The following is a 25,030-nucleotide window of genomic DNA, read 5'->3' on the forward strand; positions in this document are numbered from 1 at the left end:
CCTTTGCCCCGAATGCATGTGCACGCGGACCTGTGCCTTAACCGACATTGCGGCAATCAGCGGATCAGCTATTGCCCCTAGTCACGTTCTCCCGCCGGCAGGATCTTTTTTGCCAAGATCGACTGCCGCCCCGGATTAACCATCTGCTTTTGTGTTTTTACTGACCCGATAGCTGATCTTATTCGCCGCGCTGCTAAATGAGTCACGCAGAATCAAGTTTTGTTAACCATTTTAATGCGATAGACCCGAAAAAATAACTTAAGGATTATTACGAAAGATATAGTTTCGGAAATTCCGATATATCCTTGCACCTATGTTCAATGGGGATTTGGTTAACAAACAAGGCTTACGGCATAGGCGACTCGGACGAGTCGACCGCCTGCCCGGTTCATCCGAACCGCATCGATGGAAATGAAATGCGACAAGAGGCATGAGGAAACGGGCGACCGGCTTGTTCAGCCAGCCGCCCGTCCGAATTGCGACCCATAGGCTTATCGTGCGGAGCCGTGCTTTCCTTTCCCCGGCTTCGTCCGGTCAGCCTGCGACCGGCGATAAGCTATGGAAAATCAACCCCCTCCGACGAGAATCACGAATAACCGCCGCATTATTTTAATCAATTGTCCCGACGACTTATATCCAAGGTTAATTTTTCGAGACCGGGCAAGAAAAAGCAAGGATATCCGCGATCAAGGGCGGTTTTCGCCTGTCGATTCCATTGCGGAGGACGGCATTTTTTCCACATCATCCTCTTGTCGCGCCGTTTCAGGTGCGGACGGCGGCGGCACGGCTGGAGCCGGTTTCGGCATGGCGGCGACGATCCCTTCCATGCGCTGGCTGCGCGCGCTGCCCGCGCCGGTGGTCCGCCGGAAGCTGCGCAGCGCATAATCGGCCAGCGGCCCCGCCGCGTCAGGGCGATTGCGCGCCACATAGAAATCGACCAGATTTTCCAGGGCAAGCTGGCTATTGGGATCATCCTCCCCCCGCGTCCGCAAATAGCTGTCGAAGACGCGCCGGTACAGCCCTTCCGCCTCCCGGTAATGGCCGGTCGATTCCAGATGCAGCGCCAGGTCGTTGGCGGAAATCAGCGTGCGGGGATCGTCCGGGCCGAACAGATCGTCCGCCAGCGTCAGCCCCTTGCGCGCCGGATCGATGCCGTCCGCCGGCTTGCCCGATGCATAGGCCGCCTGGGACGCCGCCACCAGCTTGCGCCATTCCTTTTCCCGCGCCTCGGTGACGTCGGGCACATAGGGCGCCTGGGCATGCAAGGGCGGCGTCAGGCAGAGCAGCAAGGCGCTCCGCAATATCCAGCCCGTCCTGCCGCCGGTCATCGCCCATCCTCTCCGCGCTAAGCCTGTCAGTACAGGCTATGCGCGAGAGGATTAAGAAAGTGCAAGTGGCGTGGGGGTGGGTAGATGTGGAATGGGGGGAATAGCCGGTTCTGGCAAATAGGGGACATGTAATCTTCCCCTCCCCTTCAGGGGAGGGGACCGAGGGGTGGGGTCGTGCCCCAAAGGAAAACCAAGCCTGTAACGGCACGCCCCCACCCCAACCCCTCCCCTGAAGGGGAGGGGCTAAATGGCAATTATCCCCCCGACGCCCTATCCCGTCAGCGCCTCGACCAGCGCCTTGACCTTCTTCTGCCGCCATTGCGGCAGGGGCGCGATCAGCCAATAGGCCAGCGGCGAAGGGGCGGCGTCGCCCACTTGCCGGACCCGTCCCGCCGCCATGTCCGCCTGCGCCAGCAGGAAGGGCACGCAGGCATGGCCGAAGCCGTTGGCCGCCGCCTCGATCGCCAGCCCCGCGTCGGCCACGCGGATCGTCGCGGGCGCGTCTCCCTTCGGGCAGCCGGGCCATTCGATGCGGTGGTCGGGGCCGCCTTCGGCCGCTTCCACGGTGACGAAGGAGGCTTCGCCCAGCCTGATGCCCTCATTCTCGCCCGGCCCTTCGGCAAGGCGCAGGGCGAGGTCGAGATTGGCCTCGGTGAAGTCCAGCGTCTCGTCCGCCGCGACCAGCGCGAACTTCAGGTCGGGCTGGCTGGCGGCATAGCCCGCCAGGCGCGGCTGGAGCCATTTGGCGGTGATGTCGCGGGGCGCGGCGATGGTGAGCGAACTGCTGGACTGGCCCGCCTGCATGGCGCGCACCGCTTCCTCAAACTCCAGGAAACCGGCGCGCAGGGCGGCGAGGCCCGCCTCCGTCTCCGGCGTCAGTTCCAGCCCCTTGGGCGTGCGGCGGAAAAGGACGACGCCCAGCAGATCCTCCAGCGCGCGTATCTGCTGGCCGACGGCGGCGGGCGTCACCGCCAGCTCGTCCGCGGCGCGGGTGAAGGACAGGTGCCGCGCCGCCGCATCCAGCACGCGCAGGCCGTTGAGCGGCAAATGGGTACGCTTCATTCGGCCACCGCGGGCGCGATCAGCGCGAAGTGGGGGATGGCGATGTCGAACGTCTCGCCGCTGGCGCCGATCATGTGATAATGGCCCTTCATGGAGCCGGTCGGCGTGTTGAGCGGGCAGCCGGACACATAGTCATAGCTCTTGCCCGGCTGCACCACCGGCTGTTCCCCCACGACCCCGTCTCCGTCGACCCGATGCTGCGCGCCCCGCCCGTCGGTGATGATCCAGTGCCGGGTGAGAAGTTGCACCGGCTGATCCCCGTCATTCTCTATGCGGATATGATAGGCCCAGAACCATCGGCCCCGGTCCGGTTCCGACTGTTCGGGCAGGAAGGTGACGGCGACGTGCACGTTGATGTCGCGCGTCGTCGCGTGGAAGGGGAAAAGTGCGTTCACGGCTTAAGAAATGCGCCTTTCACCCCTGCCCCGTCAACGGCCTATCGACTTGAGGGCGCGATCCAGATCCTCGATCACGTCGTCCGGGTCTTCCAGGCCGACATTGAGGCGCAGCATATCCTCCGTTATGCCGACCTCCAGCCGCGCCGCTTCCGCCATGCCATAATGGGTGGTGGAGGCGGGGTGCGTCATCAGCGAGCGCGAATCGCCGATATTGTTGCTGATGTCGACCAGTTCCAGGCCGTTGAGCAGGCCATGCGCCTCCGCCCGGCCGCCGCCGACATAGAGGGAGAAGATGGGACCGGCCATCTCCATCTGCCTGGCGGCAAGGGCGTGCTGCGGGTGGCTTTCCAGGCCCGGATAGAGCACCTTCGCCACCCGGCCTTCCAAGAATTTCGCGACCTTCAGCGCATTCTCGCTCTGGCGGCGGATGCGCAGGTCCAGCGTCTCCAGACCCTTCAGCACCACCCAGGCGTTGAACGCGCTGAGCGTCGGCCCGGTATTGCGGTGGAACGGCAACAGCGTGTTGATGATGAAATCCTCCGTGCCGCAGATCGCGCCTGCGAGGACGCGGCCCTGCCCGTCCATCATCTTGGTCGCGCTATAGGCGACCACGTCGGCACCGAACTCCATCGGCCGCTGGAGCGCGGGCGTGGCGAAAGCGTTGTCGACGACGCTGACGATGCCATGCGCCTTCGCAATGCCGCAGATGGTGGCAAGGTCGGCCACGTCCATGGTCGGATTGGCCGGGGTTTCGAAGAAGAAGACCTTGGTGTTGGGACGGATCGCCGCTTCCCAGGCGGCATTGTCGGTCGCGTCGACCGTCGTCGTCTCGATCCCGAACTTGGGCAGCAGCGTATCGGTCAGCCAGCGGCAGGAGCCGAACAGCGCCTTGCCCGCCACCACATGGTCGCCCGCCGACAACTGGCACAGCAGCGCCGCCGTCATCGCCGCCATGCCGGTCGCGGTGGCGCGGCAGGCCTCCGCGCCCTCCAGCAGGGCGATGCGCTGTTCCAGCATCTCCACCGTGGGGTTCTGGAGGCGCGAATAGGTCATGCCCTGCTGCTCGCCCGCGAAGCGCGCCGCGGCATCCTCCGCCCGGTCGTAGCTGTAGCCGCTGGTCAGAAACAGCGCCTCCGACGTCTCGCCATATTCGGTGCGGGCGCTGCCGCCGCGCACGGCGAGCGTCGCGGGACGCCAGTTCCGGGTGATTTCGGGGTTCTGCCCGCTCTTGCGCTTCATCGTCCTATCCTCAGTTGAGCGCGGCCAGCACGGCGTCGCCCATTTCGACCGTGTTCATCGTCCCGCCCAGATCGAAGCTGCGCGCCCCATCGGCCAGCGCCTTGGCGACGGCGGCCTCTATGCGGTCGGCCTGTTCCGGCAGGTTCAGCGAGTAACGCAGCATCATGCCCGCCGACAGGACCGTTGCCAGCGGATTGGCCTTGCCCTGCCCGGCGATGTCCGGCGCGGAGCCGTGGATCGGCTCGTACAGGCCCTGGTTGCTGTCGTTGAGCGTGGCCGACGCCAGCATGCCGATGGAACCGACGCACATGCTCGCCTGGTCGGACAGGATGTCGCCGAACAGATTGCCGGTGACGATGACGTCGAACTGGCCGGGATTGCGCACCAACTGCATCGCGGCATTGTCGACATACATGTGGCTCAACGCGACGTCGGGATAGTCCGCCGACACTTCGATCACGACGTCGCGCCAGAGCTGGCTCGTCTCCAGCACATTGGCCTTGTCCACCGAGCAGAGCTTACCCCGGCGGGCGCGCGCGGCCTGGAAGCCCTGATGCGCGATCCTGCGCACCTGCTCCTCATTATAGGACATGATGTCATAGCCTTCGCGCAGCCCTTCAGGCGTCCTGCGCATGCCCTTTTCGCCGAAATAGACGTCGCCGTTGGTCTCGCGCACGATCAGCAGGTCGATGGCGCTCGCCACCTCCTGCTTGAGCGCGGAGGCGTCGGCCAGTTCGGGGAAGACCTTGGCCGGACGGAGGTTGGAGAAGAGGCCCAATTCCTTGCGCAGGCCCAGTATCGCCTGTTCCGGGCGCAGGTGCCGTTCCAGCGAGTCGCAATCCGGATCGCCCACCGCGCCGAACAGGATCGCGTCGGCGCGCTTCGCCAGTTCCAGCGTTTCGGGCGGCAGCGGATGGCCCACCGCCTTGTAGGCCGCGCCGCCGACCAGCCCTTCCTCATAGCGGATGCCGGGGATCGCCAGCGCGTCCAGCACGCGCTTCGCCTGGGCGACGATCTCTGGACCGATACCGTCTCCGGGAAACAGGGCGATCAACATGGGGCAACTCCTTCAAACGCGTCGCCGCCCCTTATGAAGCCGCCGCCGCCAGCGCAAGCGTTTAGGCGACCGCTCTTTTCAGCCTGTCCACCAAGCGCTCTCGCGCCGCCAGCACATCGACGCGCCAATCGGTGAGGACGGAGCGTTCGAGGAAGAAGCCGGTCAACCGCAAGCCGTCCAATATGGCGGGCCATTCCCCTGCCCCGCCCTCCAGCAGGAAAGCGGGCAAGGGCAGCAGCCGGTCCTCATAGCCGACGGCGCCCGCCCGGCTGACCGCCGCCGCGCTGCGCGGGGAGACATAGGCCAGATCGTCATTCCCGCCGGTCGCCGCGCAACGGCCGAGGTCCAGCCCGAAGCCCAGTTCCGCCAGCAGCAGCAATTCGTAACGGATCAGCGCCGTGGCCCAGCCCCGCGCCGCCGGCGCCGCCTCCACCGCGCCCAGCACGCCGTCCAGCGCCTGATGGAGCGCGGGATAGGGCGTCGCTTCCGGCAAGGCGACCGCGGTGAGCGCGCAGGCCCAATCGATCGCCGCCGCCGGCAACGGCTCCGCCAGGAGCGGGGCGCGGCTGTGCTCCAGTTCGACGGTCAGTCCGGCCAGTTGCTCCTCCGTCCGGGCGCGGAACTCGGCCTTCACGGCATTGCCCGGCAACAGCACGGGGCGCAACCGGCGCGAGCGCCCGCCCCGCACATAGCCGGCGAGCAGGCCATGGCCGGGAGTCAGAAGACGCGCGATCGCCCCATGTTCGCCATGTGGGCGCAGCGCGCAGACCAGGGCCGGGGTGATCAGCGTCGCCATGCCCCTTTCATATCGGCCAACGGCCCGGCGCGCCATCCATGTCCGCTCGCGGCCGAACTGTCCCGAAATCGCGCAAAATCGCCGCGCAAGGCCCTGCGGCCCTTTCGATATAGGTTGCTTTTCCATCAGGTCATGCGCACAATTATCGATGGGGACTTGTCGGGGGACAAATTTCGCCATGTATCACATGCCCTTGGCGTCATCTTCCGCGATGGATCGCCTGGTGCTTTGGCTGGGACGTTCGCCGACGCTGGGTTTTGCCATATCCCGCGTCGCCTTTTCGGCTGCCGCGACCTGGCAGGTCGACGCGATGTTCAGCAACGAACCGGATTTCGCCCATACGGCCTTGCTGCTGAAGGCTGCCGTGTGGACGTGGACGGCGATCAGCATCGCGCAGAATTCGCTGACGCCGCCGCTCGGCCTGCTGCTTCGCCCGATTTTCCTGATATTCGACCTGATCGCCTTCCTGACGGTCATCGTGCTGTGCGAACCGTTGCAGATCGCGGCGCTGGGATGCCTGTTCTTCGTCGCATGGTCGGCGTCCGATCGGTTCGGGCGCGGGGCCGTCCTCATCCTGGGGGTGTGCCTGATCTTCGCCTTCATCGCGCGCGGCTATTATGAAAGCTGGGCTTCGGTCCGCCATGTGCCGGCGGTGGACCGCGCCACGGACAGCCTGACCATCGTCATCGGCTGTGTCATCGCGGCATCGATGTTGAGCATGAACATTCTGGAACGGCGACTGATAAGCTGGTCGGAACGGTTGCAGGGCGTCGGCCTGTCCTTCCAGAAGTCGCTGGCGCAATTCCTGGTCGAGCAGGTCTCCCAATTGATGAACTCCCGCTATTGCGCGTTCGTGTGGGAGATGATGGACGACACCGACGTCCATTGCGAACTGTGCGACGCCGATGGCGTGCGGCATGTCATCCTGCCGCAGAAGCAGATCGACGGCCTGTCGAACGTGACGCCGCGGGAGGCGCCCTTCCTCTATTCGACCCAGTCGCCGCGGCTGTTGCTGCGCAGCCGCCTGGGCATATTGCGGAACGAGCGCGCGGCGGACCTGACCGACAGCATATCGGACGTGTTCGGCCCCGGCCAGGGCGCCAGCATCCACATCCAGGCGGGCGAACTGCGCGGGCGGCTGTTCATCGGGACCAGCCATGGCTGGTCGCCCGCCGTGCTGTTGCGATGCCTGCGCATACAGGAGGGGATCGACCTTTTCCTGGAGCGGCATTTCTTCTTCCTCGCCTGGCGCCAGCGCACCTTCGCCGAGGCGCGCCAGGCGCTGAGCCGCGACCTGCACGACAGCGTGCTCCAGACGCTGGCGGCGCTGCGCGTCCGGCTGGCGACCACGATCCACGGCCTGTCGGACGCCGCCGTTCCGGACCAGTTGACGGAACTCAAGTCGATGGAGGAACTGGTGACGGCGGAACAGGCGCATCTGCGCCGGCTGCTCAGCCAGCAAAGCCCGGTGTCGGCCGAGACCGACGTCGACCTGGGCCGCGAAGTCGAACGCTGCTGCCGCTTCATCGCGCTGCAATGGGCGATCGATTGCCGCCTGCACCTGGTCGAACGCCCCATGACCGTATCGGCGGAAACCGCGGCGGAGATCGAATATCTGATCCGCGAAGCCGCCGCCAATGCGGTCAAGCACGCCAATGCGCGCCACATCACCGTATCCATCGCGCAGGTCGACGATGAAATATTGATCGCGTTGAAGGACAATCCCGGACCGCAGGCGGTCGCCCGCGAAAACTATACCGGCGACTTCGAACTCCAGTCGCAATCGATCATGAAGCGACTGGGCAAGATCGGCGGAACGGCGTATTTTCACAATCTCAGCATGAACTCGCTGATTTCGATCAGATTACCCTCCTCTCTACCAAGGTCTCCCATATGATGGCCCAGATAGCGATAGTCGACGATCATCCGATCTTCCTGGACGGCATGGCCCAGTTCCTGACCTCCCACGGCCATGACATATTATTTTGCGCCCGGTCGGTAGAAGAGGCGCTGGAACGGATGCAGGCGGAGGAACCGGACCTGCTGATCCTGGACGTCAGCATGAAAAGCGGCGGCGGCCTGGCGATCCTGTCAGCCATAAGGGGCAGCGGCAGCACGGTGCCGGTCATCTTCATGACCGTGCATATCCGCCCGGAACAGACGCTGGAAGCGATCAAGCTGGGCGTCGACGGCGTCGTGCTGAAGGACAGCGACCCCAACGAACTGCTGAGCTGCATCCAGCAGGTCATGAGCGGCAACAAGAGCATCGCCCCCTTCGTCATGGAGCAGGCGCTGGTGCACAGCATTTCCGCGCCCGCCAGCGAGGCCAATGCGCTTGCGGCGCTGACGGAACGGGAATTGGAGATCGCCGGCCTGATCCGCGCAGGCCTTCGCAACCGGGAGATAGCGAGCCGGTGCGGGCTGACAGAAGGCACGGTGAAGGTGCACCTGCACAGCATCTTCCAGAAGCTCAACATCAAGTCGCGCTCTGAACTGATCATCATGATGATGTCGATGGACAGCGAAATGCCCGCCGTGGGGGTGGAGCATTAAAGGGGCTGTGGTGGATGATGGTTGGAAGCGGACGTTCCCCTGTTCGTCACCCCGGACCCTTCGACAAGCTCAGGACAGGCTTGATCGGGGGTTCCGCCTTTCCCTCTACACTGCACCTCGTCCAAGGCAGCGGGACCCCGGGTCAAGCCCGGGGTGACGGTGGGGCAAACTGGTCGAAATCAAGACAGCCTTATCTCTGGCGCAGGCCTTGGACGAAATCGGGCATATGGGCGATTCCGCTGGGATTCGGCCCGGCCATATGGAGCGCCATGATCGTCCCCAGCGCAATCGCAACGCCGTAGGGGATCGGCCCCTTCTTGTCGAACAGCGCGATGGACGAGCCTTCCCGCCAGCTTTGCGGCACCAGCCGCCGGCCGGCCATCAGCACCAGCGCCAGCACGCCGCCGCCGACCGTGACGTAGACCAGCCACGGAACCGCGCCCGCCCAGTCGAACCACAGCGCGCAAGCGCTCATCAGCTTGACGTCGCCGCCGCCCATGGCGCGCATGGCGAACAGGCCGCATCCAAGTGCAAACATGCCCAGGAAAACGGTGCCGTTACGCCAGATGTCATTTTCCCAGCCCGCCGCAGCGACCCAGGCCGCATAAAGCCCGATGACCAACAGGGGGAAGATATTGGATATGCGCAGCCGGGCCATATCCTCCACCGCCGCCGCGACTAGGACGAACGAAACGGCAAGCAGAACCAGATCCTTCATCATTTCCCCGCAGCCTTCATGCTGTCCAGCGCGGCCGCGGCTTCGGGCACGAAGCTGTCGGCCTCGCTCACGGCGCGGCTGAGATAGGCCTGCGCCTTCGGCAGATCGCCCATCCGCATCGCCGCCTGTCCGGCATTGCTGAGCCGGCGCGCCCATTCGTCGGCGGTGTCGGCGGGCCGGCGGCTGATGTCCCGTCCCGCCATGACATAGGCCGTGTCGCCATTGGCGATGATCCGCGCATCGTCCGGGGCGCTTTCGCGCGCCTTGTCGAAGATCGTCGCGGCCTTGCCGGCCTTGCCCTGCTTGAGCAGCGACAGTCCGTAATTGTTGAGAACCTGGGAAGGCTTGTCGGTGAGTTGGAACGCCCGCTCATAAGCGGCGTTGCTGAGCGCCCAGGACTCCGCCTGGTCATAGGCCACGCCGAGCGCGTTCCACGAGCGCCAGCGCCCCGCGCAATCGGCCACGGCCCGGCGCAGCGGCTCCAGCGCCTCCGGCGCGCGGCCGAGGCGCAGCAGCGCGATCCCCCTGCCCTCACCGACGCGGCAGTCCCTGAGGCCGCCTTGCTCCAGCGCGGCGAAACGCGCCAGCGCTTCCTCATCGCGCCGCTTTTCCAGCGCCATGCGCGCATCCGCCATTTCCATCGCCTGCCGGTCGTCCGGTTGCGCGGCGGCGCGCCACTGGCCCAGCATCGCTTGCGCCTGGATGATCCGCCCGCCGTCCATGGCCTCTTCCACCAGCCGCGCATAATCCAGCGAGGACGGCATCGCCCCGGCGGTCGGCGCGGCGGTCGCCAGAAGCAGCGCCCAGATCATCCCCGCGTCCCTTTCCGGGCGGGCCGCGCCATGCTTTTCCACAGCCGTTCGAACAGTCCGTCGTGAGCAGGCCTTGTTTCTTCGCCCGCCGCGAATTCCAGCGGAGCCTTCGCATCCGGCGTGCCGACGGTGATGATCGGCGCCATCAGTTCGGGCCGGGCCTGCGTTTCGGCCACGGTGACGATCCGGGTTGTCAGTTGCGGATTGGCGCGGGGCGCGGACGCCCCCGCCTCCATCGTCCGCAACCGCACCTCGCCCAGCGAAACGCGCTCCAGTTCCATCCCGGCCATCGGCGCCGGGCGCCCGGCCGGAACGGCCGACGCCAGTTGCGCCAAGGTCGGGCGAGCGGCGACGGGCGCACCCGCCGGCGCTCCGCCCGACTGGGCGAGCAGCGCGTCGGCTTCGCCCTTCAGGCCTTGCGCCGACAGGCTCCGCGCGAAGTTGCGGGCGATGCGCGCATCCTCCGGCGCGCGCGACAGCGCCAGTTCGAAAAACTCCCGCGCCAGATCGTGCCGCCCCATGGCCGCATAGCTGATCGCGACGCCGTTCAGGCCATGCGCGTCGGTCGGATCGTTGCGCACGGCGCGGCGGAAGGCGTCCAGCGCCAGCGCATATTCCCCCCGCGAAAACAAGAGGTCGCCCCGCGTCAGCGCATCCTGCGTCGGCGCGGCGGGCTGCCGATCGACCGGCCTGATCGAAAGCACGCCCTTTTGCGGCCCGCTGCACGCCGTCGTCACAATGATGAGAGCGACTGCCACTGCCCCTTTGTTCATGGTCCCCCCTCCCCCTTTTCCTAACGAGTCATGACCGGCAGGATGTCGCGCACCACCCGCACCACCGCCGGCAGCATCAGCACGCCGATCATCACCGGCAGCATGCAGGCGACCAGCGGCACCGACAGCAGCACCGGCAGGCGATGCGCCTTCTCCTCGGCCCGCATCCGCCGCTTTTCGCGCATCTCCGCGGCGTAGACGCGCAGGGTCTGCCCGACGCTCGATCCCAGTTGATCGGACTGGATCAGCAGCGTCGCGAAGGAGCGTATCTCATCCACGTCGACATCATCGGCCATGCGCCGCAAGGCGTCCTGCCGGCTGCGCCCCGCGCGCAGTTCCAGAACGACCTTGCCCAGCGCCGCGGACACCAGCGGATGGGACAGCGCCAGTTCCCGGCCGACGCGATCCATCGCCGCCTCCAGGCCCAGGCCCGCCTCGACGCAGACCAGCATCAGGTCCAGCGCATCGGGAAAGCCGTGGACGATTTCTTCCTGCCGCCGCGAAGCCTTGGCCGAAATATAGAGGTTGGGCATGTAAAGCCCCAGGACCGCCAGCAGCGATGCGACCATATAGAGGGTGAGCGCAGTGGGCGGTTCCGGATTGCGGAGCGATGTGATCACGAATATCGCGGGCAGGGCAAAGGTCAGCACAAGGCGAAAGAGAGTGAACAGCTTTGGCGCTTCCGGCGACATGTAGCCGGCCGCGATCAGGCGCCGGCGCAGGTCCACATTGTTCGTGTCGACCAGCGAAACCCCCATCTTCTCGATGCGGTCGACCAGCTTCTTCCACTCGCTGCTGTTGCGTTCGCCGCGCAGCGTCTGGCTGCCATTCTGGGACGCCCCGCCTTCTCCCACCAGGTCGAGCCGGCTGCGCACCCGCGCGTTGCGCATCACGACTTCCGACAGGCCGAAGACCAGCGCGACGATGGCGATGAACAGAAAGCCGAGAATGAACGGCCGCAACTGGATCAAGAACGCGGAATTCAGCATCGCATCATACCTTCAGGTCGACCATGCGGCGTATCGTGAAGAAGCCGATCAGGTAGAGGACGATCAAGCCGACAAAGCCGATGATGAACATGCTGTCCTGCGCGACGTCCAGATAAAAGGCCGGATTGACCAGGAACAGGCCGACAAAGGCCAGGATCGGCAAGGCGGTCAGCATCACCGCCGTCATCCGCCCTTCGGAACTGAGCGCCCGGACCTTCATGAACAGGCTCGCCCGCTCGCGGATCACGGTCGAGAGATTTTCAAGGATCTCCGCAAGATTGCCCCCCGTCTCGCTCTGCACAGACAGGGAGATGACGAACATGTGCATCTCGTTCATGTCCCATCGTTCGGCCATGCGCTGCAACGCGTCGCGCAGGTCGGAGCCATAGGTGACTTCATCGACGACGATGCCGAATTCGCTGCCGATCGGATCGCGCATCTCCTTGGTCAAAAGGTCCAGCGCGGCGGCAATGGGATGCCCGGCGCGCAGGCCGCGGACGAAGGTGTCCAGCGCCACGGGAAACTGCTCCTCCATCTTCTTGCGCCGCCGCTGGGCAAGGCGCGTCAGCACCATCATCGGCAACGCAATGCCCAGCGCGCCCGCAAAGGCCAGCGCCATCACGAACATCCCCGCCGTCAGGGCATAGCCCGCCGCCAGGCCGCCCACCATCACCAGCAGGAACAGCGCGCTCGTCGCGATCAGCATCAGCGTCAGCACCGTGCGCGCCGGGAAGGTCAGGCCAGCGCCGTGCAGCACCCGCATCACCCCCAGCCCCGCCCGCCCAAACAGGGAGGAACGGTCGAAGCTCACCGCCTCGTCGCTCCGCCGCAGCTTGGAAAGGACCGTGCTGCGCTCGAAACCCGCGGCGATCATCTTCAACCGCCGGTTCACCACGCGATCGGTCGTGGCGCGGGCGCGAAGCCAGCCTGCAATGCCCTCGATCGTCAGGATCACCGCCGCGAACAGCAGGACGAGGACGAAGACGCGGATGTAGAGCGGGTTCATCAGTGGATCACCGCATCGGGACGGAACAGTTCGGCCGGCAGGGCGATGCCCCGGTCGGCCAGTTCCCCCATGAATTTGGGCCGGATGCCGGTCGCCTCGAAATGGCCGCGCACCATGTTGTTCTCATCGCGGCCGGTCATCTTGAAGCGGAAGATTTCCTGCATGGTGATGACCTCCCCCTCCATGCCGGTGATTTCCGACAGGCTGAGCAGGCGGCGGCGCCCGTCGGCAAGGCGCCCCACCTGCACGATCACGTTCAGCGCCGAAGCGATCTGGGCGCGGGCGGAACGCGGCGAAATGTCGATGCCGCTCATGCCGATCATCTGCTCCACGCGGGACAGCGCGTCGCGCGGCGTGTTGGCGTGCACGGTCGTCATCGATCCGTCATGGCCGGTGTTCATCGCCTGGAGCATGTCGAACGCCTCCCCGGCGCGGACTTCGCCGACGATGATGCGGTCGGGCCGCATGCGCAGCGCATTCTTCACCAGGTCGCGTTGCGTGACTTCTCCCTTGCCCTCGATATTGGGGGGACGGGTTTCCAGCCGCGCGACGTGGCGCTGCTGCAATTGCAGTTCGGCCGAATCCTCGATGGTGACGATGCGCTCATGCTCGTCGATGGCGGCGGACATGGCGTTGAGCAGGGTCGTCTTGCCCGAACCCGTGCCGCCGGAAATCAGCACGTTGCGCCGCGCCGCCACCACCGCGGAGAGAACCTGCGCCATCGGCGCGGGCACGCTGCCCAGTTCGGTGAGGCGCGCCATGCTGATCGGCACCTTGGCGAACTTGCGGATGGAAAGCAGCGAGCCGTCGATGGCCAGCGGCGGCACCACCGCGTTGACGCGGGAGCCGTCGGCCAGGCGCGCATCGACGAAGGGCGAGGATTCATCGATCCGCCGTCCCACCGCCGCGACGATCTTCTGGATGATGCGCAGCAGGTGCTTTTCATCCTTGAAGCGGGTCGCCGTTTCGACCAGCCGTCCATTGCGCTCCACGAACACGACCTTGTGCCCGTTCACCAATATGTCGGTGATGCTGTGGTCCTTCAGCAGCGGCTCCAGCGGACCCAGGCCCAGCAGTTCGTCCAATATGTCGGACACCAGCCGGCGGCGCTCCTCCAGATTGAGGGCATGTTTCTGAAGCGCGAGCTGTTCGTGGACGATCTCGCCCACTTCGGCCTCCACCTGCGCCCGCGACATGCTTTCCAGCGCGGAAAGATTGATGATGTCGATCAGCTTCTGGTGCAGCGCGACCTTGAGTTCGGTGTGCCGGTCTTCCTCCAGAAGCGCGGCTTGGGTCTCGATCGGCCCCACTTCGTCGCGGGGGTCGCCTCGTTCGCCTTTTCGGATCTGCCACATCAGCCCTTCTCCGCCTGACGTTCGGCCTCGGCCGCCTGGGTGCAGCAATCGACGATGTCCTGCATGTCCTTGCAGATGCGGCTGCGCGCCTTCAGTTCCTGGATCAGCACGCCCTGGTCCAGCGCGGAACTGACCAGCGGGAAGTCGTTGGCGATGCTGAGCTTCACAGGGTGGTCCAGCGCCGCCGCCGCATCCTCCAGGCCGATGGCGCGAAAAAATTTCTTTTCCACGCGATTGGCGACGACATGGATGCGCGAAGGATCGATGTCCTGGTCGCGCAGCAGCGAAATCTGGCGCCGCGCCTGGCGCAGGCTGGCGATGGTGAGTTCGCACACCAGGAAAACGACCTGGGAACGCGCCACCAGGGACATCGACCAGTTGGTCCAGTTGCCCGGCAGGTCCAGATAGACCGTATCGAAACCGCGCTGCGCCAGTTCGACGATGCGGAAGACCTGATCGGCGTTCACCGCCTCGATCGGCATGATCTCCGCCGGCGCGGTCACGACCCTGAGGCCGGTGGAGGTTTCCACGGTGACGGTCCGCAACAGCTCATTGTCGACGCGGCTGCCCGCGTTGAGCAGGTCCGCCAATGTCAGGGGCGAGGAAATCCCCAGGAAGGTGCCGGCATTGCCGAACTGTATGTCGAAGTCGAACAGGCAGACTTCGCCGCCGCCCTGCTTTTTTGAGCGGGCGTGAAGACTCGCCGCCTGCGTCGCGATGGTCGTCGCGCCGACGCCGCCGACGCTTTTGATGATGGAAACGATCTGGCCGGTCCTGACGTCGTCCTGGCGGCTGGCCGCGATGCGGCTGCGCAGATCGTCCAATATCGCCGCCAGGTCATGGGCGCGCAGCGGCAGTTCGATGACGTCGTTGATCCCGCTGCGCAGCAGGGCGCGCACGACCGCGATCTGCGCATCGCGTACCGCCGCCACCAGCATCAGCTTCGGATTGGCGGCGCGCAACCCGGCGAGCCGCGCCATGGACGCGTCATTGTCGGGCTGAACCTCTATGATGATCGCTTTGGCATCGGCGGCCAGTTGCGGCGGCACGGGCGCGCCGGCGGCCAGCATGGACAGGGTGAGCGACTGGCCGGTCAGGCGGTCCCCCAATATGTCGGACGCCTGCACCTCCTGCTCCGACAGGATGAGATGAAGGCCCTCATCCCCGATATTGAGGGTCCAGCTCTCGGCGGGTTCCGCTGCGTTCGTCACGATGCCCACGATCTTGTCCCTCAATTTGATGCCGAGCCCTGGCCGTCTTCCATGGTGAGAGCGGCGCTGATGGTTCGAAGAGTGAAGCTGGTTCCAAACACAGCCAAGCTGCGCGGCTGAAAAGCGAGATTTTTTACAGATACCGTGACTATGGGATAAAAATCCCGCCCCGTAGGATCGCCCGCATAGCCCAATCCTGAGTTGGAATAGCTGATTTCAATATTCTTACGCTTCAATTCCGGAAGAAAATTCTTCATCCAGTTATAAATCGCATCGAATGAGTCGGTAGAAATATTTCCCAGAAAATTGCAGCTAGTCGCTGGAGCCGTATACTGGCATGTCGGAGCGGCGGTTTCGAGGGCATTGCCAGCGATACTATAAGTGAACCTCCCCATATCATATTGATCGAGGGAATCACCATTGGTCAGTATTTTGCCGCTTGAATCCGTCAGGCCCACTCCGGAAACCTTGGATGCCGATAGATTGCTGAGCTTTGCCGGAATAGGGGTGGTCACGATAGCATAGCGCACCCCCATTTGCGTTGCTTTCTCTACGCGGTTTATTGTCCACAATAGCCGTCCGACATCGATGATCCCGATCAGGAATATCAACAGCAAAGGAAGCACCAGAGCGAATTCAGCAGCAGACCCGGCGCGCCGATCGCTGAAAAGGATACGCAGCAGCTTCATAGCCCCATCACCGGCGCTTGGGATTGTGAATTCAGGCGTAGATTGGCGCTGGCAAACCCGACTTGCGTCAACACCGAGGGATAACGAACATTCGCTGCCACCGTTATGACAGGGATATTGCCCGGCATCCCCGACAGAGCACCTGAGAAATTACTGGCCAGTCTGCATGTGATGGTCAAAGTGATCGGGCTTCCCGTAGGCAGACCGGCCGCTTCCTGTGCCGCACTCCAATAAGAAAGGCGCGGTGTAGCGGAACCATCGATGCTGCCTGTGCGGGTGATGTTCTTGATCTGACTTTGCTGGGTGGTAGTACCAGTGGCAAAACTACCGGCCGAACCGTCGGCCCCGCCACTCGGACAGCTATAAGTCGATACGGGCAGTCGACTGGCAAAACGCGCACCATCGCGCACCGCCTTGGCGACCGCATGCTCACTCATGAAGTAGTTGCCGAGTTCAAAGCTACCGAACATCAGTGCAATAAGCATAGGAGAAACGAGAGCCATTTCCGCCGCAGCGCTGCCGGAACGGTCCATCCACAAAGATTTCACCCGCCGCCTCATTTCAGAAGATAAGGCCGATTTCGGCCATAATATTGAAATGCATTGGCTCCCCCCGGCTTGGTGGCTTCGCCGATTATCTCAACGTAGATTTGTTCCTTTCCGGTCGAATAGGGCGACGTTCTGGTGACAGACGGTTCGACGAGCAGAACATCCACCCATTTCTTGACCTTGACCGAACTCCTGCCGTTCAAGCCCGTGCAATCCACAGCGGCGATAGTCAGGATACGTCGGTCCTTCTGCGTAGCGCTGGCGGCGACGGCCGTTGCGTTTACGGGTTGGGGATAGGCGCAATAGTTGGTGTAGGTATATGTTACGTTGGCACTTCCCCCGCCGCCGCCGCCACTACCACCGCCACCGCCGTTGCTGCCACCGCCGCCATTGCTGCCGCCACCGCCGTTACTGCCGCCACTTCCCCCGCCATTGCTGCTCTGGGCCGATGTCGAACTGATCAGACGGGTCGGGAGACGCAGCGATTTTTGTTCCAATTCCCATTTATAGACGTTGTAGCGGCTCGCCGCTGCACCGCTGGGAACCGCATCCGCCGGATGGTTGGTGGCAAAATATCCAGCAACATCCCATGTACCGTTGCCGAAGTTGCTCGTACAACTGCCGTCTATATGACAAGTATCCCGCGTAAATCCCTTTGCGTTCGGATATTGTTCGAAATCAGAAATGGTAACTTTAGGGCCGTTGGCTCCAGTTCCATTGGTCGCTCCACAACCTGGATTTGCAGGGGGTAGCGCCGGATCCACATTTTTGAACTCAACCTCTTCTTTCCGCGCGAAATCCTTGCCGACATTCTCTGCCGGACAGTAATCCCCTGTGCTGGTGGAGCAACTATATTTCTTGCCTGCATCAAGATCGAATCTTGTATTCAGAGCTTCCGTGACGCTTGCCTTATTGCCAGGCTCCGTCTGCAATCCGCCGGAATTATCCATGCAGTTGGCAGCTTGGTTGTTCGCGCCCAGATTGATAGCAAGTCCACTCGCGCCGTTTCCGAAATCCAGATAGCCATAATCACCCGGCACCCAGGCCCCGGTCTGCGGACCAGGCTGCAACCGCAGTCCATCCCCTATGTCGGCAGATGAAGGAAAGGTTTCCGACGGAATGCACAACATCAGAGGCGGCACTTTGCAAATTGCCGAACCCAATCCTGCCGTCGCGAACGCGTTCAAATTACCTGACCGAAAAAGCTGGACAACCGGCGTCAGGGCGTAGACCGCCTCTCGAGTTCCCACCGACACCTGCACAAATTTCGCGGCGGTGGCGCTGGTCGTAACCGTGCCGGTATCGGCATCCTGATCATAGCTGGAATAAAATGTCAGGGTAGGCACGGTTACCGACAATCCCGAAGCATTGCCATCATTTGCAAAACGCGTCTGATTGACGATCAAAGTCTGCGCGGCGCTCGTGGCTCGCGTGATCGCCGTACTCGTTCCGTCGAGTTGGCTTGCCGCCGCCAATGCTGCCTGGTCTGCTGCGTTTTGCAGTTCGGTATCCAGGCCCGCCATCCGCGCATAGTCAAAAGCGATCCCGCCGGCCGCGATCAGCCCGAAAAGCGACAGCGCGACCGTAGGCGCAACCGCACCTCCGGTCGACTGTAACAGTCCTTTTCGTGCGCCGGGCATGGAGCCGCTCCTTATCCCTCAATCAGTTCGCACCGCCGCCGCCGCTGGAGCCGCTGGTGGTATGCGTTGGCTGGGGCTTCTTCACCTTGTCGGTGCGATAGCGTTCCACAGCCGCGGCTGAGCGCTGGCCATCACCGCCCTCGACCAACGCGCCTTCATATTGCGGATCAGGATTGATCACCTGCATCGCATAATTGCTGCGCACCGCGCCGCCGAAAGTCGGGTCGTTCGCCGTGCAGCCCGCCAGCAGCGGCAACATCAGGGCGCTTCCAAGATAAGCAACGCGCATCGTCGGCCTCCTGCTCACAATTCATATCCGCTGGGCGCCTTGCCCGAAGCCGGAGCTTCCTTCGCTGGCGCTGGCGAGGGCTCGCTCTTGGGCTTTTCTGGCGGCATTGCATCGGGATTGAGCGGGTTGATGCCTACCGCCTTGTCCGTGCGCCCCATCAGGAACAGGTCCAATTCGTGCGGATTGCCCACGCGGTCAGTCGGCAGCCGGACATCATCCGCCCGCATCGGTTTCACGAGGCGAGGCGTGACGATCATAACCAATTCGGTTTCCTGTTTCTGAAAACCGGAGGACCGAAAGAGCGCCCCAATTATGGGAAGAGAACCTAATACTGGAATCTGACGTATCGTATCCTGGAAGTCGTTGCGTAGCAGGCCCGCAATGGCGAAAGATTGTCCATCGCGCAATTCGACTACAGTCTTAGCCCGGCGCGTCAAAAGGCCTGGAATGACCAACCCGTTTATCTGCACCGATGCCGAAGGATCAATCGAACTCACCTCCGGCTCGACCACCAAATTGATGATGCCGTCGCTCAGAACAGTAGGTGTGAAGCCAAGACTGACGCCGAATGGTTTGAATTCGACCGTGATGCTATTGCTGCCACTCCCAGTTCCATTACCATTTTGAGCAACGGGGATAGGGAACTCGCCGCCCGCCAAGAAAGAGGCGGTCTCCCCAGACAATGCGACGAGCGTCGGTTCTGCCAGTGTTTTCACCAGCCCCTTGCGTTCCAGCGCATCGAGAGCGGACGAAATTCTCAAGCCGCCAAGATTAGTAACCCATCCTAAAGCACCGAAAGCAGTGGTTGGTAGGAGTAGGTCCAGCGCACCGTTACCGCCTCTTCCGGTGACAGAGGAGTTCGAGATATTAGAGAAAGCAGAACTAGAATTGACCGCCTGATTGACGGTATTCGTGACTCCATTAGTCGTAGTTATGGTGTTTGTAAGGGAAGAAGAATTTGACGTACCCGAACCCATGGATGACGTATTTCCTGTAACTGGAACGCCTGCTAATCCATTTTCACCCATTCCGCCGACAAACTTGCCGCTGTTATTAAGGAAGGTGTGGTTAAGGCCTAGTTCTTTAGCTGCCTGCCTGTTCACCTCGGAAAAACGCACCTCCAACATCACCTGCTGCGAGGCACCAACCGAAAGCATGTTGACGATCTTTTCCGAGCCACCCGCATAAGTGCTGGCGATGCGTACCGCTTGATCGACCGCCGCAGCACTCGAAACCGTACCAGTCAGTATCAGGGCATCATTAGAGATACGCGCACCGATTTGCTCGCCTGGAATCAATTCCGACAACTGCCGCTTCAGCGTCACGACATCCGGCCCGACAGCCACGTCGACCACCGCGATCATCATGTTGCGGCTGTCGTAGAGGGTCAGGCTGGTCGTGCCCATCTTCTTGCCCAGCACATAGACCGAACGGTTGGTCATGGGCAGGACATCGGCGATTTCCGCATTGCCGACCAGCGCCTTGGCGAAGGGCCGGTCGACCGTCAGCACCTGGCTCTTGTTGAGCGGCACGTCGAGTTGACCGGCATGATTGGCGTTGCTGACGTTGAGGGAGGCGACCTGCGCCTGCGCCTGCATCGGCAGCAGCGACGCCCCGGCGCCCAGCGCCAGCAGGGACGCCAGCATGGGCAAGGACTTAGCGGGAACCATAGCGCTTCACCTCATAGCTGGTGCCGGTCGTGCCGCGCACGATTTCGACCGATGCGGTTGACGGCAGGGCGTTCATGTTCTTCGGCACGGCGCGGCGCGCCGGGCGGAAGGCGGACGCGGGGCGCGGAGGGAGATAGGCCATGTCGGCGACGCGGGCGCGGGGGCCGGCATAGCCGCCCACATAGGCGCCGTCGCGCAGATCCTCTATCCCCACGGTCTGCACCGCCGGATTGGGCTTGTCGGTCAGGTTGCGCAGGACCAGCGTGAGCTGCCCCACCTGCTGGGCCAGGACCAGCTTCTGCGCGTCGACCTGGTTGACCTCCAGCGTGGCGGTCTTGCCGACGGCCGGGTCTTTCGACGTGTCGTTGGCGTTCTGGTCGATGGCGATGACGCGGGTGCCTTGCAGCAGGACGTCGGTGATCTGCTGGCTGGCGCCGCCCATCGGATCCTGAAGCGTGCGCGTCACGAAGACGTCGACCGTATCGCCGGGAAGCACGAAGCCGCCAGCGGCGGCCACATCGCTGACGCGGACTGCGACGGCGCGCATTTCCGGGGCAAGCACCGCCGACATGGTGGCGCGCCCTCCTTCTCCGGAGAGCTTGGAGGCCAGGATCGGCTCGCCCGGCTCGATCTGCCGGAGAACCACGCGGCCCTTGCCGAGCGAGGTCAGTTGGATGGGATCGCGAAAAGCGCCGGGCGGCACGGAATTGGCGGGCCAGTCAACCACGCGGATTTTCTCGGCTGTGACCGCCGATCCGAAGGGCAGCGAGACGGTCGCCACGACGACCTTCGCCATTCCGCCTTCCGGTGGCGGCACCTTTTCGGCACGGCTCAGATAGGAGTTGGCGACGAAAACGGCCGCAAGACCCAGCAATATCGCAAGGCCTAGGACTATAAGAGATCTGCGCTGCCCCACGACAACTCCCCCCGGAATTGTAAGCTGTTGGAAGCCGGCAGCCATCAGACTGCCAGCTTCCAATCGGCGATTTAGCAGTTGGCGGTGCCAGTGCTAGAAGTTGGCGGAGACTTGATGCAGTTGCTCGCTTCATTCATGGCCGTGGAAATCGATTCCCCAAGGCCAACAGCAGCAAGTGCTATTCCAGTACCCACGATGGCGAGGATCAGCGCATATTCAGCAGCCGACGCTCCACTGTGATCGTTCCACAAGTTCCTAAGGAAGTTCATGTCACTACTCCACTATCGAGACATCTTTAGCAGTTGGCAGTACCAGTGCTGGAAGTCGGCGGAGACTTGATGCAGTTGCCAGCTTCATTCATCGCGGTCGAGATAGACTGTCCCAGGCCAACGGCGGCCAGCGCGATGCCCGTCCCGACAATCGCCAAGATCAGCGCATATTCAGCCGCCGACGCACCACTCTGGTCGGCCCAAAGGCTTTTCAAAAAGGTCATATCTTTTACCCCTACTCGCTGGGAGCGATTCCCAGTTGCTCTTGCTCAGCTCCACGGTAGGGGCCTGTCCACCTCGCGACCCCGGCGTCGGTATGCTCCGATCGCCAGGCAGTTGGCAGTTCCCGTAGAACTTGCGATCAAATTGAAGCAAAGCTGATGCAAGTCAACATGGTAAAAAATATGTTTATTTATCAGTACCTTATGGCAATTTTTTGTTAACCTTTTCCTTCAACCAATTTCATTTCCATAAGTAAATGATAGTAGTTGTTGAATATATCTTTAGATATATGCTTTTAGGAAATTAGAGATTTTTGCCAAGTTTATTGAAATTTTTATTTTTTATATTTTTGATATTTGTAATAAATTCAAAATTATCAAGAATATTTCTGTGTTTATATTTAAAATAATATAGGAATTACACCTGTTGCAACAGCGCTTATTTGAGCAGAATAGTTGCACTCGCAAAGCCGGATTACCCGTTCGGCTAATACCTTCGCTCTAGGCTATTCGGGACAGGCCCATCTCATGACTTGAACGGCGCCGCCGCCCGCATCTCTGGAAATCGTCGCGAATCAGCCACGACTCGGCTTGCAAAGCCCCGTAAACAAAGCGGTTTGCATCTGTCCCATTCAGGAACAATATCGAGCTTGCCACCCTGCCGCGGGGGAATTTGGCTTGGAAGGTCCAATGGAGATGTCGGCGTCGTGCTCCCCCAAGAAGGCTGGCGCTTCTTGATAGCCCCGGTTCAGGCAATAAGAGGAGCCGCCCGGGACGGAACTCCTGCTTTCGCAGTAGCACGACCTGCCCCGGGGACGAATTTAGAGGTCGCTTTCCATCCGAATTTCCGGCCTGAAGCCTGATCCCGCATGCCTAGCTCGCGCTCACCCGATGACGGAAGGTCAGATTCACGCGATCGGACAGCAGCAGATAGGGCAGCCAGATGGCTGCGCTGATCAGCACCTTCTTCACATTGCCCGTCAGCATGTTCAGCAACGCGGCATCCACGCCATGGGGCACATTGTCGATCCCGGCGACCAGATGGGCGATGCTGATCTGCGCCAGCAGATCGATGCCCCATACCATTACCAGGAAGCGCGGAAAGAGCGGCGCCAGCCGCAGCGCCATGGCGAAGGCGAACATGTAGAGGCTGGACAGGATCACCACGTCCGCCAGCATCACGCTGTACAGACCGACAAACCACGGCGGCGAATAGCTGCCCAGGGCGGGAATGGAGCCGAGAAATTCCAGCGTGCGCACCGGCACGTTCAGCGCGATCCCCACCAGCAGCGACGCCATCACGCCATAGAGGCCGAATTGCGACATCTCCCGCGCCTTCAGGCAGTCCACCTTGCGCCAGCGCCCGACCTGCGCCAGCCGAAAAGCAGGCTGGGCATGGATGCGTCCGGCCGGAAACAGCTTCAATCCCAGCAGCAGCGACCCGACGGGCGCACCGACGACCAGCAGGTAGGGCAGCAGGCCCGTCCCGCTTCCCCAGGGCGTTCCGCTGTAGGGCGTCGCGGGAAAGGCCAGGCGAAGGCCGCAGGCGAAGGCGGCGGCCATGATCCATATGGCGACGATCCGCTCCAGATTGACCTGCATCGACAGCACGACGGCCACGCTCTTGCGGTAGAGACGGTCCCTCACCATTCGCACCATGGAACCGGACCTCCTCCGAACGCCGAACCTCTCCGCGACTATCCGCGATGTTGGTAAACGCCAGGTAAATGCGCGGCCTGGGGAAAAGTTCTATGGCGCCGAACGGATATGGCGAGCCATCGGAAAAGATAAAGTCCGGCCGCCCCTCACTTGCGTGGAACGGTGATGCGGATGGTCGTGCGCCCGCCGATATTCTGGAGGAACACCTCCCCGCCCAACATCTGTATCCGCCGCATCAGCGACCGCGAAGGCACCGCCCCGCTCGACCCCAGCCGCGCCATGTTGGGGACGCCGTCGTCGCTGACCTGGAGGGCGATGCGGTTGCCATCCGGCTCCAGCGCGAAATTCACCATGGTCGCCCCCGCATGGCGCACCGCATTGGCGACGATCTCCCGCACGGCGAAGCTCAGTTCCCGGCCGATCAGCGCGCTGGTCGCGCAATTGCCGTCCTCCACCTTCAACTCGCAGCCTATGCCCCATTGCTCCCCCAGGGAGCGCACCACCATCGCCAGCGTCTCGGGCAGATAGGCGAAATCCTCCTCATCGGCCTCCGGATTGATGATCCAGCGGATCGTGGCGATCTGGTCCTTTGCGATGCGGTCGACATTCTGGATCACGGCGCGCGGCTCAACCTGCCGCCCGCCCAGCAGCGGCGCGATCTGGAAACGGATGCTGGCCAGCGCCTGCAGGACGCTGTCGTGCAGTTCGCGCTGCAACCGTTCCCGCTCCCGCGCGCCGGCGATGACATGGGCAAGGTCCAGGCTGTTGCGGACGGTCAGTTCCTCGCACGCGCTTTCGAAGACCCGCTGGGCGATGGCGACGCGGTCCTCATGGCAGGGATCGCCCAGGCGGGCCGCGCCCACGGCCTCGAAAGTCCCGATGGTCACCCTGACGGTCAGCAGCGTTTCGGCGTCCAGCAGCGACGTCCATGCCCGGCCGCCCACGGACAATGGCCGCAGCACGGCTATTCCATCGGCCGACAGGGAAATCGACGCATGTCTCGTCCGGTCATGCCAGCCGGTCTCCGCCGTCAGCAGGTTGCCGAAACCCACCGAAGGCATTTCCCGCGCCGCGCTGCTGGCGAAGCGCGGGGGCTCATGGCTGGCAAGGCGGAACAGCACCGCAACCCCCTGCCCGCCGGTGGCAAGCCGCAGGGCATGGAGCAGGAACGGGCCGTGATCCCCGCCGGCGGGCGGCAGCTCGCCCTCCAGCAAGCGCCGGTCCCGTTCGAATTCCAGCAGCGTTTCCCGGCGCGGTCCCAGCAACACGCCGGTCACCAGGATCGCCACCGCCAGAAAGCAGGCGCGAAGCACGATCCGCTCCGCTTCGGGTTCCGAAGGCAGGGAAATGATCTGGTCGGCCCATGTGGTGCCGACCGCCACCAACCCGGCCATCAGGGCGACCAGCAGGTGCAGCCGCCGCCGCACGATCAACGCCACTTCGATGGCCACGAAGAAGCTGCCGGAAAAATAGGGGCTGTTGGACGGGTTGGTGACGACCAGCAGCGCCAGGAACAGCAGCGTGTCCAGATAGATGACCGGCCGCCTGATCCGCATGTCCGTCACCCAGGAACGCGACGACAGGAACACCGCGGCCAGCGCCAGCAACAGCATGAGCAGGATCAGCGCATGCTCCGCGATCTCCGCCCAGTGGCGGGCGCTGGAGAAGCCGAAGCTCACCACGGCATAGATGACGGCCAGCAACAGCCGGGTGAAATTGAGCGTCTGCCAGGGGCGCAGGGCCGACAGCGTCCGCGCGTCCCACCAGCTCAAGCGCATCGCGATTTCGCCCGGCCCATTCATCGCGTGACGCACATCCTTCATCCGGCCCGA

25 protein-coding genes are annotated in these 25,030 nt (G+C 63.0%); 2 read left to right on the forward strand and 23 right to left on the reverse strand.

The annotated features are described in order from the left end of the window. Window positions 1–686: 686 nt before the first annotated feature. The 6 genes from Sj15T_RS07635 to recO all read right to left on the reverse strand — a co-directional run bounded on the left by Sj15T_RS07635 (window position 687) and on the right by recO (window position 5,880). Complete coding sequence (locus Sj15T_RS07635; protein ID WP_013040494.1) at window positions 687–1,328, reverse strand: tetratricopeptide repeat protein; 642 nt, start codon at window positions 1,326–1,328, stop codon at window positions 687–689. A gap of 270 nt (window positions 1,329–1,598) precedes the next feature. Beyond that, window positions 1,599–2,390 carry a LysR family transcriptional regulator gene (locus Sj15T_RS07640; protein ID WP_013040495.1) on the reverse strand — a complete coding sequence of 264 codons (792 nt, stop codon included), beginning with the start codon at window positions 2,388–2,390 and terminating at the stop codon, window positions 1,599–1,601. Further along, window positions 2,387–2,785, reverse strand: coding sequence for a Co2+/Mg2+ efflux protein ApaG (gene apaG / locus Sj15T_RS07645; protein ID WP_007685418.1), 399 nt, complete (start codon window positions 2,783–2,785; stop codon window positions 2,387–2,389). Before apaG ends, Sj15T_RS07640 begins: the two co-directional genes overlap by 4 nt. A gap of 33 nt (window positions 2,786–2,818) precedes the next feature. Continuing rightward, window positions 2,819–4,027, reverse strand: a complete 1,209-nt coding sequence (gene metZ, locus Sj15T_RS07650; protein WP_007685420.1) for an O-succinylhomoserine sulfhydrylase — start codon at window positions 4,025–4,027, stop codon at window positions 2,819–2,821. Between the two features lie 10 nt (window positions 4,028–4,037). Continuing rightward, window positions 4,038–5,084 carry a 3-isopropylmalate dehydrogenase gene (leuB, locus tag Sj15T_RS07655; protein WP_013040496.1) on the reverse strand — a complete coding sequence of 349 codons (1,047 nt, stop codon included), beginning with the start codon at window positions 5,082–5,084 and terminating at the stop codon, window positions 4,038–4,040. A gap of 61 nt (window positions 5,085–5,145) precedes the next feature. Continuing rightward, complete coding sequence (gene recO, locus Sj15T_RS07660) at window positions 5,146–5,880, reverse strand: DNA repair protein RecO (protein ID WP_013040497.1); 735 nt, start codon at window positions 5,878–5,880, stop codon at window positions 5,146–5,148. Between the two features lie 223 nt (window positions 5,881–6,103). Here recO and Sj15T_RS07665 point away from each other — a divergent pair, with 223 nt between their 5' ends. Both Sj15T_RS07665 and Sj15T_RS07670 read left to right on the forward strand, forming a co-directional pair. Next, entirely contained in the window at window positions 6,104–7,777 is a 1,674-nt protein-coding gene (locus Sj15T_RS07665; RefSeq protein WP_013040498.1) for a histidine kinase, read from the forward strand. Next, window positions 7,774–8,433 (forward strand): response regulator transcription factor, encoded by a 660-nt coding sequence (locus tag Sj15T_RS07670; RefSeq protein ID WP_013040499.1) that lies wholly within the window; start codon window positions 7,774–7,776, stop codon window positions 8,431–8,433. The genes Sj15T_RS07665 and Sj15T_RS07670 overlap by 4 nt, the downstream gene beginning before the upstream one ends. A gap of 190 nt (window positions 8,434–8,623) precedes the next feature. Here Sj15T_RS07670 and Sj15T_RS07675 read toward each other — a convergent pair whose 3' ends face one another. From Sj15T_RS07675 to Sj15T_RS07755, 17 genes are all read right to left on the reverse strand, one after another. After that, window positions 8,624–9,154: a prepilin peptidase gene (locus Sj15T_RS07675; protein WP_013040500.1), complete on the reverse strand. Its 531-nt coding sequence runs from the start codon at window positions 9,152–9,154 to the stop codon at window positions 8,624–8,626. Then, window positions 9,151–9,963: a hypothetical protein gene (locus Sj15T_RS07680; RefSeq protein ID WP_013040501.1), complete on the reverse strand. Its 813-nt coding sequence runs from the start codon at window positions 9,961–9,963 to the stop codon at window positions 9,151–9,153. The genes Sj15T_RS07675 and Sj15T_RS07680 overlap by 4 nt, the downstream gene beginning before the upstream one ends. Beyond that, a complete protein-coding gene (locus Sj15T_RS07685; protein ID WP_013040502.1) occupies window positions 9,960–10,736 on the reverse strand; it encodes a tetratricopeptide repeat protein in 777 nt (258 codons plus the stop codon). Before Sj15T_RS07685 ends, Sj15T_RS07680 begins: the two co-directional genes overlap by 4 nt. A 20-nt stretch (window positions 10,737–10,756) precedes the next feature. Further along, complete coding sequence (locus tag Sj15T_RS07690) at window positions 10,757–11,725, reverse strand: type II secretion system F family protein (RefSeq protein WP_013040503.1); 969 nt, start codon at window positions 11,723–11,725, stop codon at window positions 10,757–10,759. A 4-nt stretch (window positions 11,726–11,729) separates the two neighbouring features. Next, window positions 11,730–12,731, reverse strand: coding sequence for a type II secretion system F family protein (locus Sj15T_RS07695; protein ID WP_013040504.1), 1,002 nt, complete (start codon window positions 12,729–12,731; stop codon window positions 11,730–11,732). Continuing rightward, on the reverse strand, window positions 12,731–14,086 hold the full coding sequence (locus Sj15T_RS07700) for a CpaF family protein (RefSeq protein ID WP_007685441.1): 1,356 nt from the start codon (window positions 14,084–14,086) through the stop codon (window positions 12,731–12,733). Before Sj15T_RS07700 ends, Sj15T_RS07695 begins: the two co-directional genes overlap by 1 nt. Continuing rightward, window positions 14,086–15,321 carry a pilus biosynthesis protein CpaE gene (locus Sj15T_RS07705; RefSeq protein ID WP_013040505.1) on the reverse strand — a complete coding sequence of 412 codons (1,236 nt, stop codon included), beginning with the start codon at window positions 15,319–15,321 and terminating at the stop codon, window positions 14,086–14,088. The genes Sj15T_RS07700 and Sj15T_RS07705 overlap by 1 nt, the downstream gene beginning before the upstream one ends. Further along, a complete protein-coding gene (locus tag Sj15T_RS07710) occupies window positions 15,318–15,986 on the reverse strand; it encodes a TadE/TadG family type IV pilus assembly protein (RefSeq protein ID WP_013040506.1) in 669 nt (222 codons plus the stop codon). Before Sj15T_RS07710 ends, Sj15T_RS07705 begins: the two co-directional genes overlap by 4 nt. Further along, entirely contained in the window at window positions 15,983–16,534 is a 552-nt protein-coding gene (locus tag Sj15T_RS07715) for a TadE family protein (protein WP_013040507.1), read from the reverse strand. Before Sj15T_RS07715 ends, Sj15T_RS07710 begins: the two co-directional genes overlap by 4 nt. 8 nt (window positions 16,535–16,542) lie before the next feature. Beyond that, a complete protein-coding gene (locus tag Sj15T_RS07720; RefSeq protein ID WP_013040508.1) occupies window positions 16,543–18,174 on the reverse strand; it encodes a pilus assembly protein TadG-related protein in 1,632 nt (543 codons plus the stop codon). Window positions 18,175–18,196: 22 nt separating this feature from the next. Further along, the gene (locus Sj15T_RS07725) at window positions 18,197–18,463 is read right to left on the reverse strand and encodes a hypothetical protein (RefSeq protein ID WP_013040509.1); all 267 of its coding nucleotides are present in this window, start codon (window positions 18,461–18,463) and stop codon (window positions 18,197–18,199) included. A gap of 14 nt (window positions 18,464–18,477) precedes the next feature. Further along, complete coding sequence (locus tag Sj15T_RS07730; RefSeq protein WP_013040510.1) at window positions 18,478–20,109, reverse strand: type II and III secretion system protein family protein; 1,632 nt, start codon at window positions 20,107–20,109, stop codon at window positions 18,478–18,480. A 10-nt stretch (window positions 20,110–20,119) separates the two neighbouring features. Then, window positions 20,120–21,094: a Flp pilus assembly protein CpaB gene (gene cpaB / locus Sj15T_RS07735; protein ID WP_253720650.1), complete on the reverse strand. Its 975-nt coding sequence runs from the start codon at window positions 21,092–21,094 to the stop codon at window positions 20,120–20,122. Between the two features lie 26 nt (window positions 21,095–21,120). Beyond that, the gene (locus tag Sj15T_RS07740) at window positions 21,121–21,318 is read right to left on the reverse strand and encodes a Flp family type IVb pilin (RefSeq protein WP_013040512.1); all 198 of its coding nucleotides are present in this window, start codon (window positions 21,316–21,318) and stop codon (window positions 21,121–21,123) included. Between the two features lie 26 nt (window positions 21,319–21,344). After that, window positions 21,345–21,542, reverse strand: coding sequence for a Flp family type IVb pilin (locus Sj15T_RS07745; RefSeq protein ID WP_041385965.1), 198 nt, complete (start codon window positions 21,540–21,542; stop codon window positions 21,345–21,347). A gap of 870 nt (window positions 21,543–22,412) precedes the next feature. Further along, complete coding sequence (locus tag Sj15T_RS07750; protein ID WP_013040515.1) at window positions 22,413–23,198, reverse strand: DUF2569 family protein; 786 nt, start codon at window positions 23,196–23,198, stop codon at window positions 22,413–22,415. A 146-nt stretch (window positions 23,199–23,344) separates the two neighbouring features. Further along, window positions 23,345–25,000 (reverse strand): histidine kinase, encoded by a 1,656-nt coding sequence (locus tag Sj15T_RS07755; RefSeq protein ID WP_338756224.1) that lies wholly within the window; start codon window positions 24,998–25,000, stop codon window positions 23,345–23,347. Window positions 25,001–25,030: the final 30 nt, after the last annotated feature.

This window comes from Sphingobium sp. TA15 (assembly GCF_037101235.1).
In the GTDB taxonomy this organism is placed as follows: Bacteria; Pseudomonadota; Alphaproteobacteria; order Sphingomonadales; family Sphingomonadaceae; genus Sphingobium; species Sphingobium indicum.

What these genes read in the sequence shown, in the direction of transcription:
- Sj15T_RS07635 (WP_013040494.1), bottom strand. Translation starts at nt 1,328, where the DNA reads ATGACCGGCGGCAGGACGGGCTGGATATTGCGGAGCGCCTTGCTGCTC.
- Sj15T_RS07640 (WP_013040495.1), bottom strand. Translation starts at nt 2,390, where the DNA reads ATGAAGCGTACCCATTTGCCGCTCAACGGCCTGCGCGTGCTGGATGCG.
- metZ (WP_007685420.1), bottom strand. Translation starts at nt 4,027, where the DNA reads ATGAAGCGCAAGAGCGGGCAGAACCCCGAAATCACCCGGAACTGGCGT.
- leuB (WP_013040496.1), bottom strand. Translation starts at nt 5,084, where the DNA reads ATGTTGATCGCCCTGTTTCCCGGAGACGGTATCGGTCCAGAGATCGTC.
- recO (WP_013040497.1), bottom strand. Translation starts at nt 5,880, where the DNA reads ATGGCGACGCTGATCACCCCGGCCCTGGTCTGCGCGCTGCGCCCACAT.
- Sj15T_RS07670 (WP_013040499.1), top strand. Translation starts at nt 7,774, where the DNA reads ATGATGGCCCAGATAGCGATAGTCGACGATCATCCGATCTTCCTGGAC.
- Sj15T_RS07675 (WP_013040500.1), bottom strand. Translation starts at nt 9,154, where the DNA reads ATGATGAAGGATCTGGTTCTGCTTGCCGTTTCGTTCGTCCTAGTCGCG.
- Sj15T_RS07680 (WP_013040501.1), bottom strand. Translation starts at nt 9,963, where the DNA reads ATGATCTGGGCGCTGCTTCTGGCGACCGCCGCGCCGACCGCCGGGGCG.
- Sj15T_RS07685 (WP_013040502.1), bottom strand. Translation starts at nt 10,736, where the DNA reads ATGAACAAAGGGGCAGTGGCAGTCGCTCTCATCATTGTGACGACGGCG.
- Sj15T_RS07690 (WP_013040503.1), bottom strand. Translation starts at nt 11,725, where the DNA reads ATGCTGAATTCCGCGTTCTTGATCCAGTTGCGGCCGTTCATTCTCGGC.
- Sj15T_RS07695 (WP_013040504.1), bottom strand. Translation starts at nt 12,731, where the DNA reads ATGAACCCGCTCTACATCCGCGTCTTCGTCCTCGTCCTGCTGTTCGCG.
- Sj15T_RS07700 (WP_007685441.1), bottom strand. Translation starts at nt 14,086, where the DNA reads ATGTGGCAGATCCGAAAAGGCGAACGAGGCGACCCCCGCGACGAAGTG.
- Sj15T_RS07710 (WP_013040506.1), bottom strand. Translation starts at nt 15,986, where the DNA reads ATGAAGCTGCTGCGTATCCTTTTCAGCGATCGGCGCGCCGGGTCTGCT.
- Sj15T_RS07720 (WP_013040508.1), bottom strand. Translation starts at nt 18,174, where the DNA reads ATGCCCGGCGCACGAAAAGGACTGTTACAGTCGACCGGAGGTGCGGTT.
- Sj15T_RS07725 (WP_013040509.1), bottom strand. Translation starts at nt 18,463, where the DNA reads ATGCGCGTTGCTTATCTTGGAAGCGCCCTGATGTTGCCGCTGCTGGCG.
- Sj15T_RS07730 (WP_013040510.1), bottom strand. Translation starts at nt 20,109, where the DNA reads ATGCTGGCGTCCCTGCTGGCGCTGGGCGCCGGGGCGTCGCTGCTGCCG.
- cpaB (WP_253720650.1), bottom strand. Translation starts at nt 21,094, where the DNA reads ATGGCTGCCGGCTTCCAACAGCTTACAATTCCGGGGGGAGTTGTCGTG.
- Sj15T_RS07740 (WP_013040512.1), bottom strand. Translation starts at nt 21,318, where the DNA reads ATGAACTTCCTTAGGAACTTGTGGAACGATCACAGTGGAGCGTCGGCT.
- Sj15T_RS07745 (WP_041385965.1), bottom strand. Translation starts at nt 21,542, where the DNA reads ATGACCTTTTTGAAAAGCCTTTGGGCCGACCAGAGTGGTGCGTCGGCG.
- Sj15T_RS07750 (WP_013040515.1), bottom strand. Translation starts at nt 23,198, where the DNA reads ATGGTGCGAATGGTGAGGGACCGTCTCTACCGCAAGAGCGTGGCCGTC.
- Sj15T_RS07755 (WP_338756224.1), bottom strand. Translation starts at nt 25,000, where the DNA reads ATGAATGGGCCGGGCGAAATCGCGATGCGCTTGAGCTGGTGGGACGCG.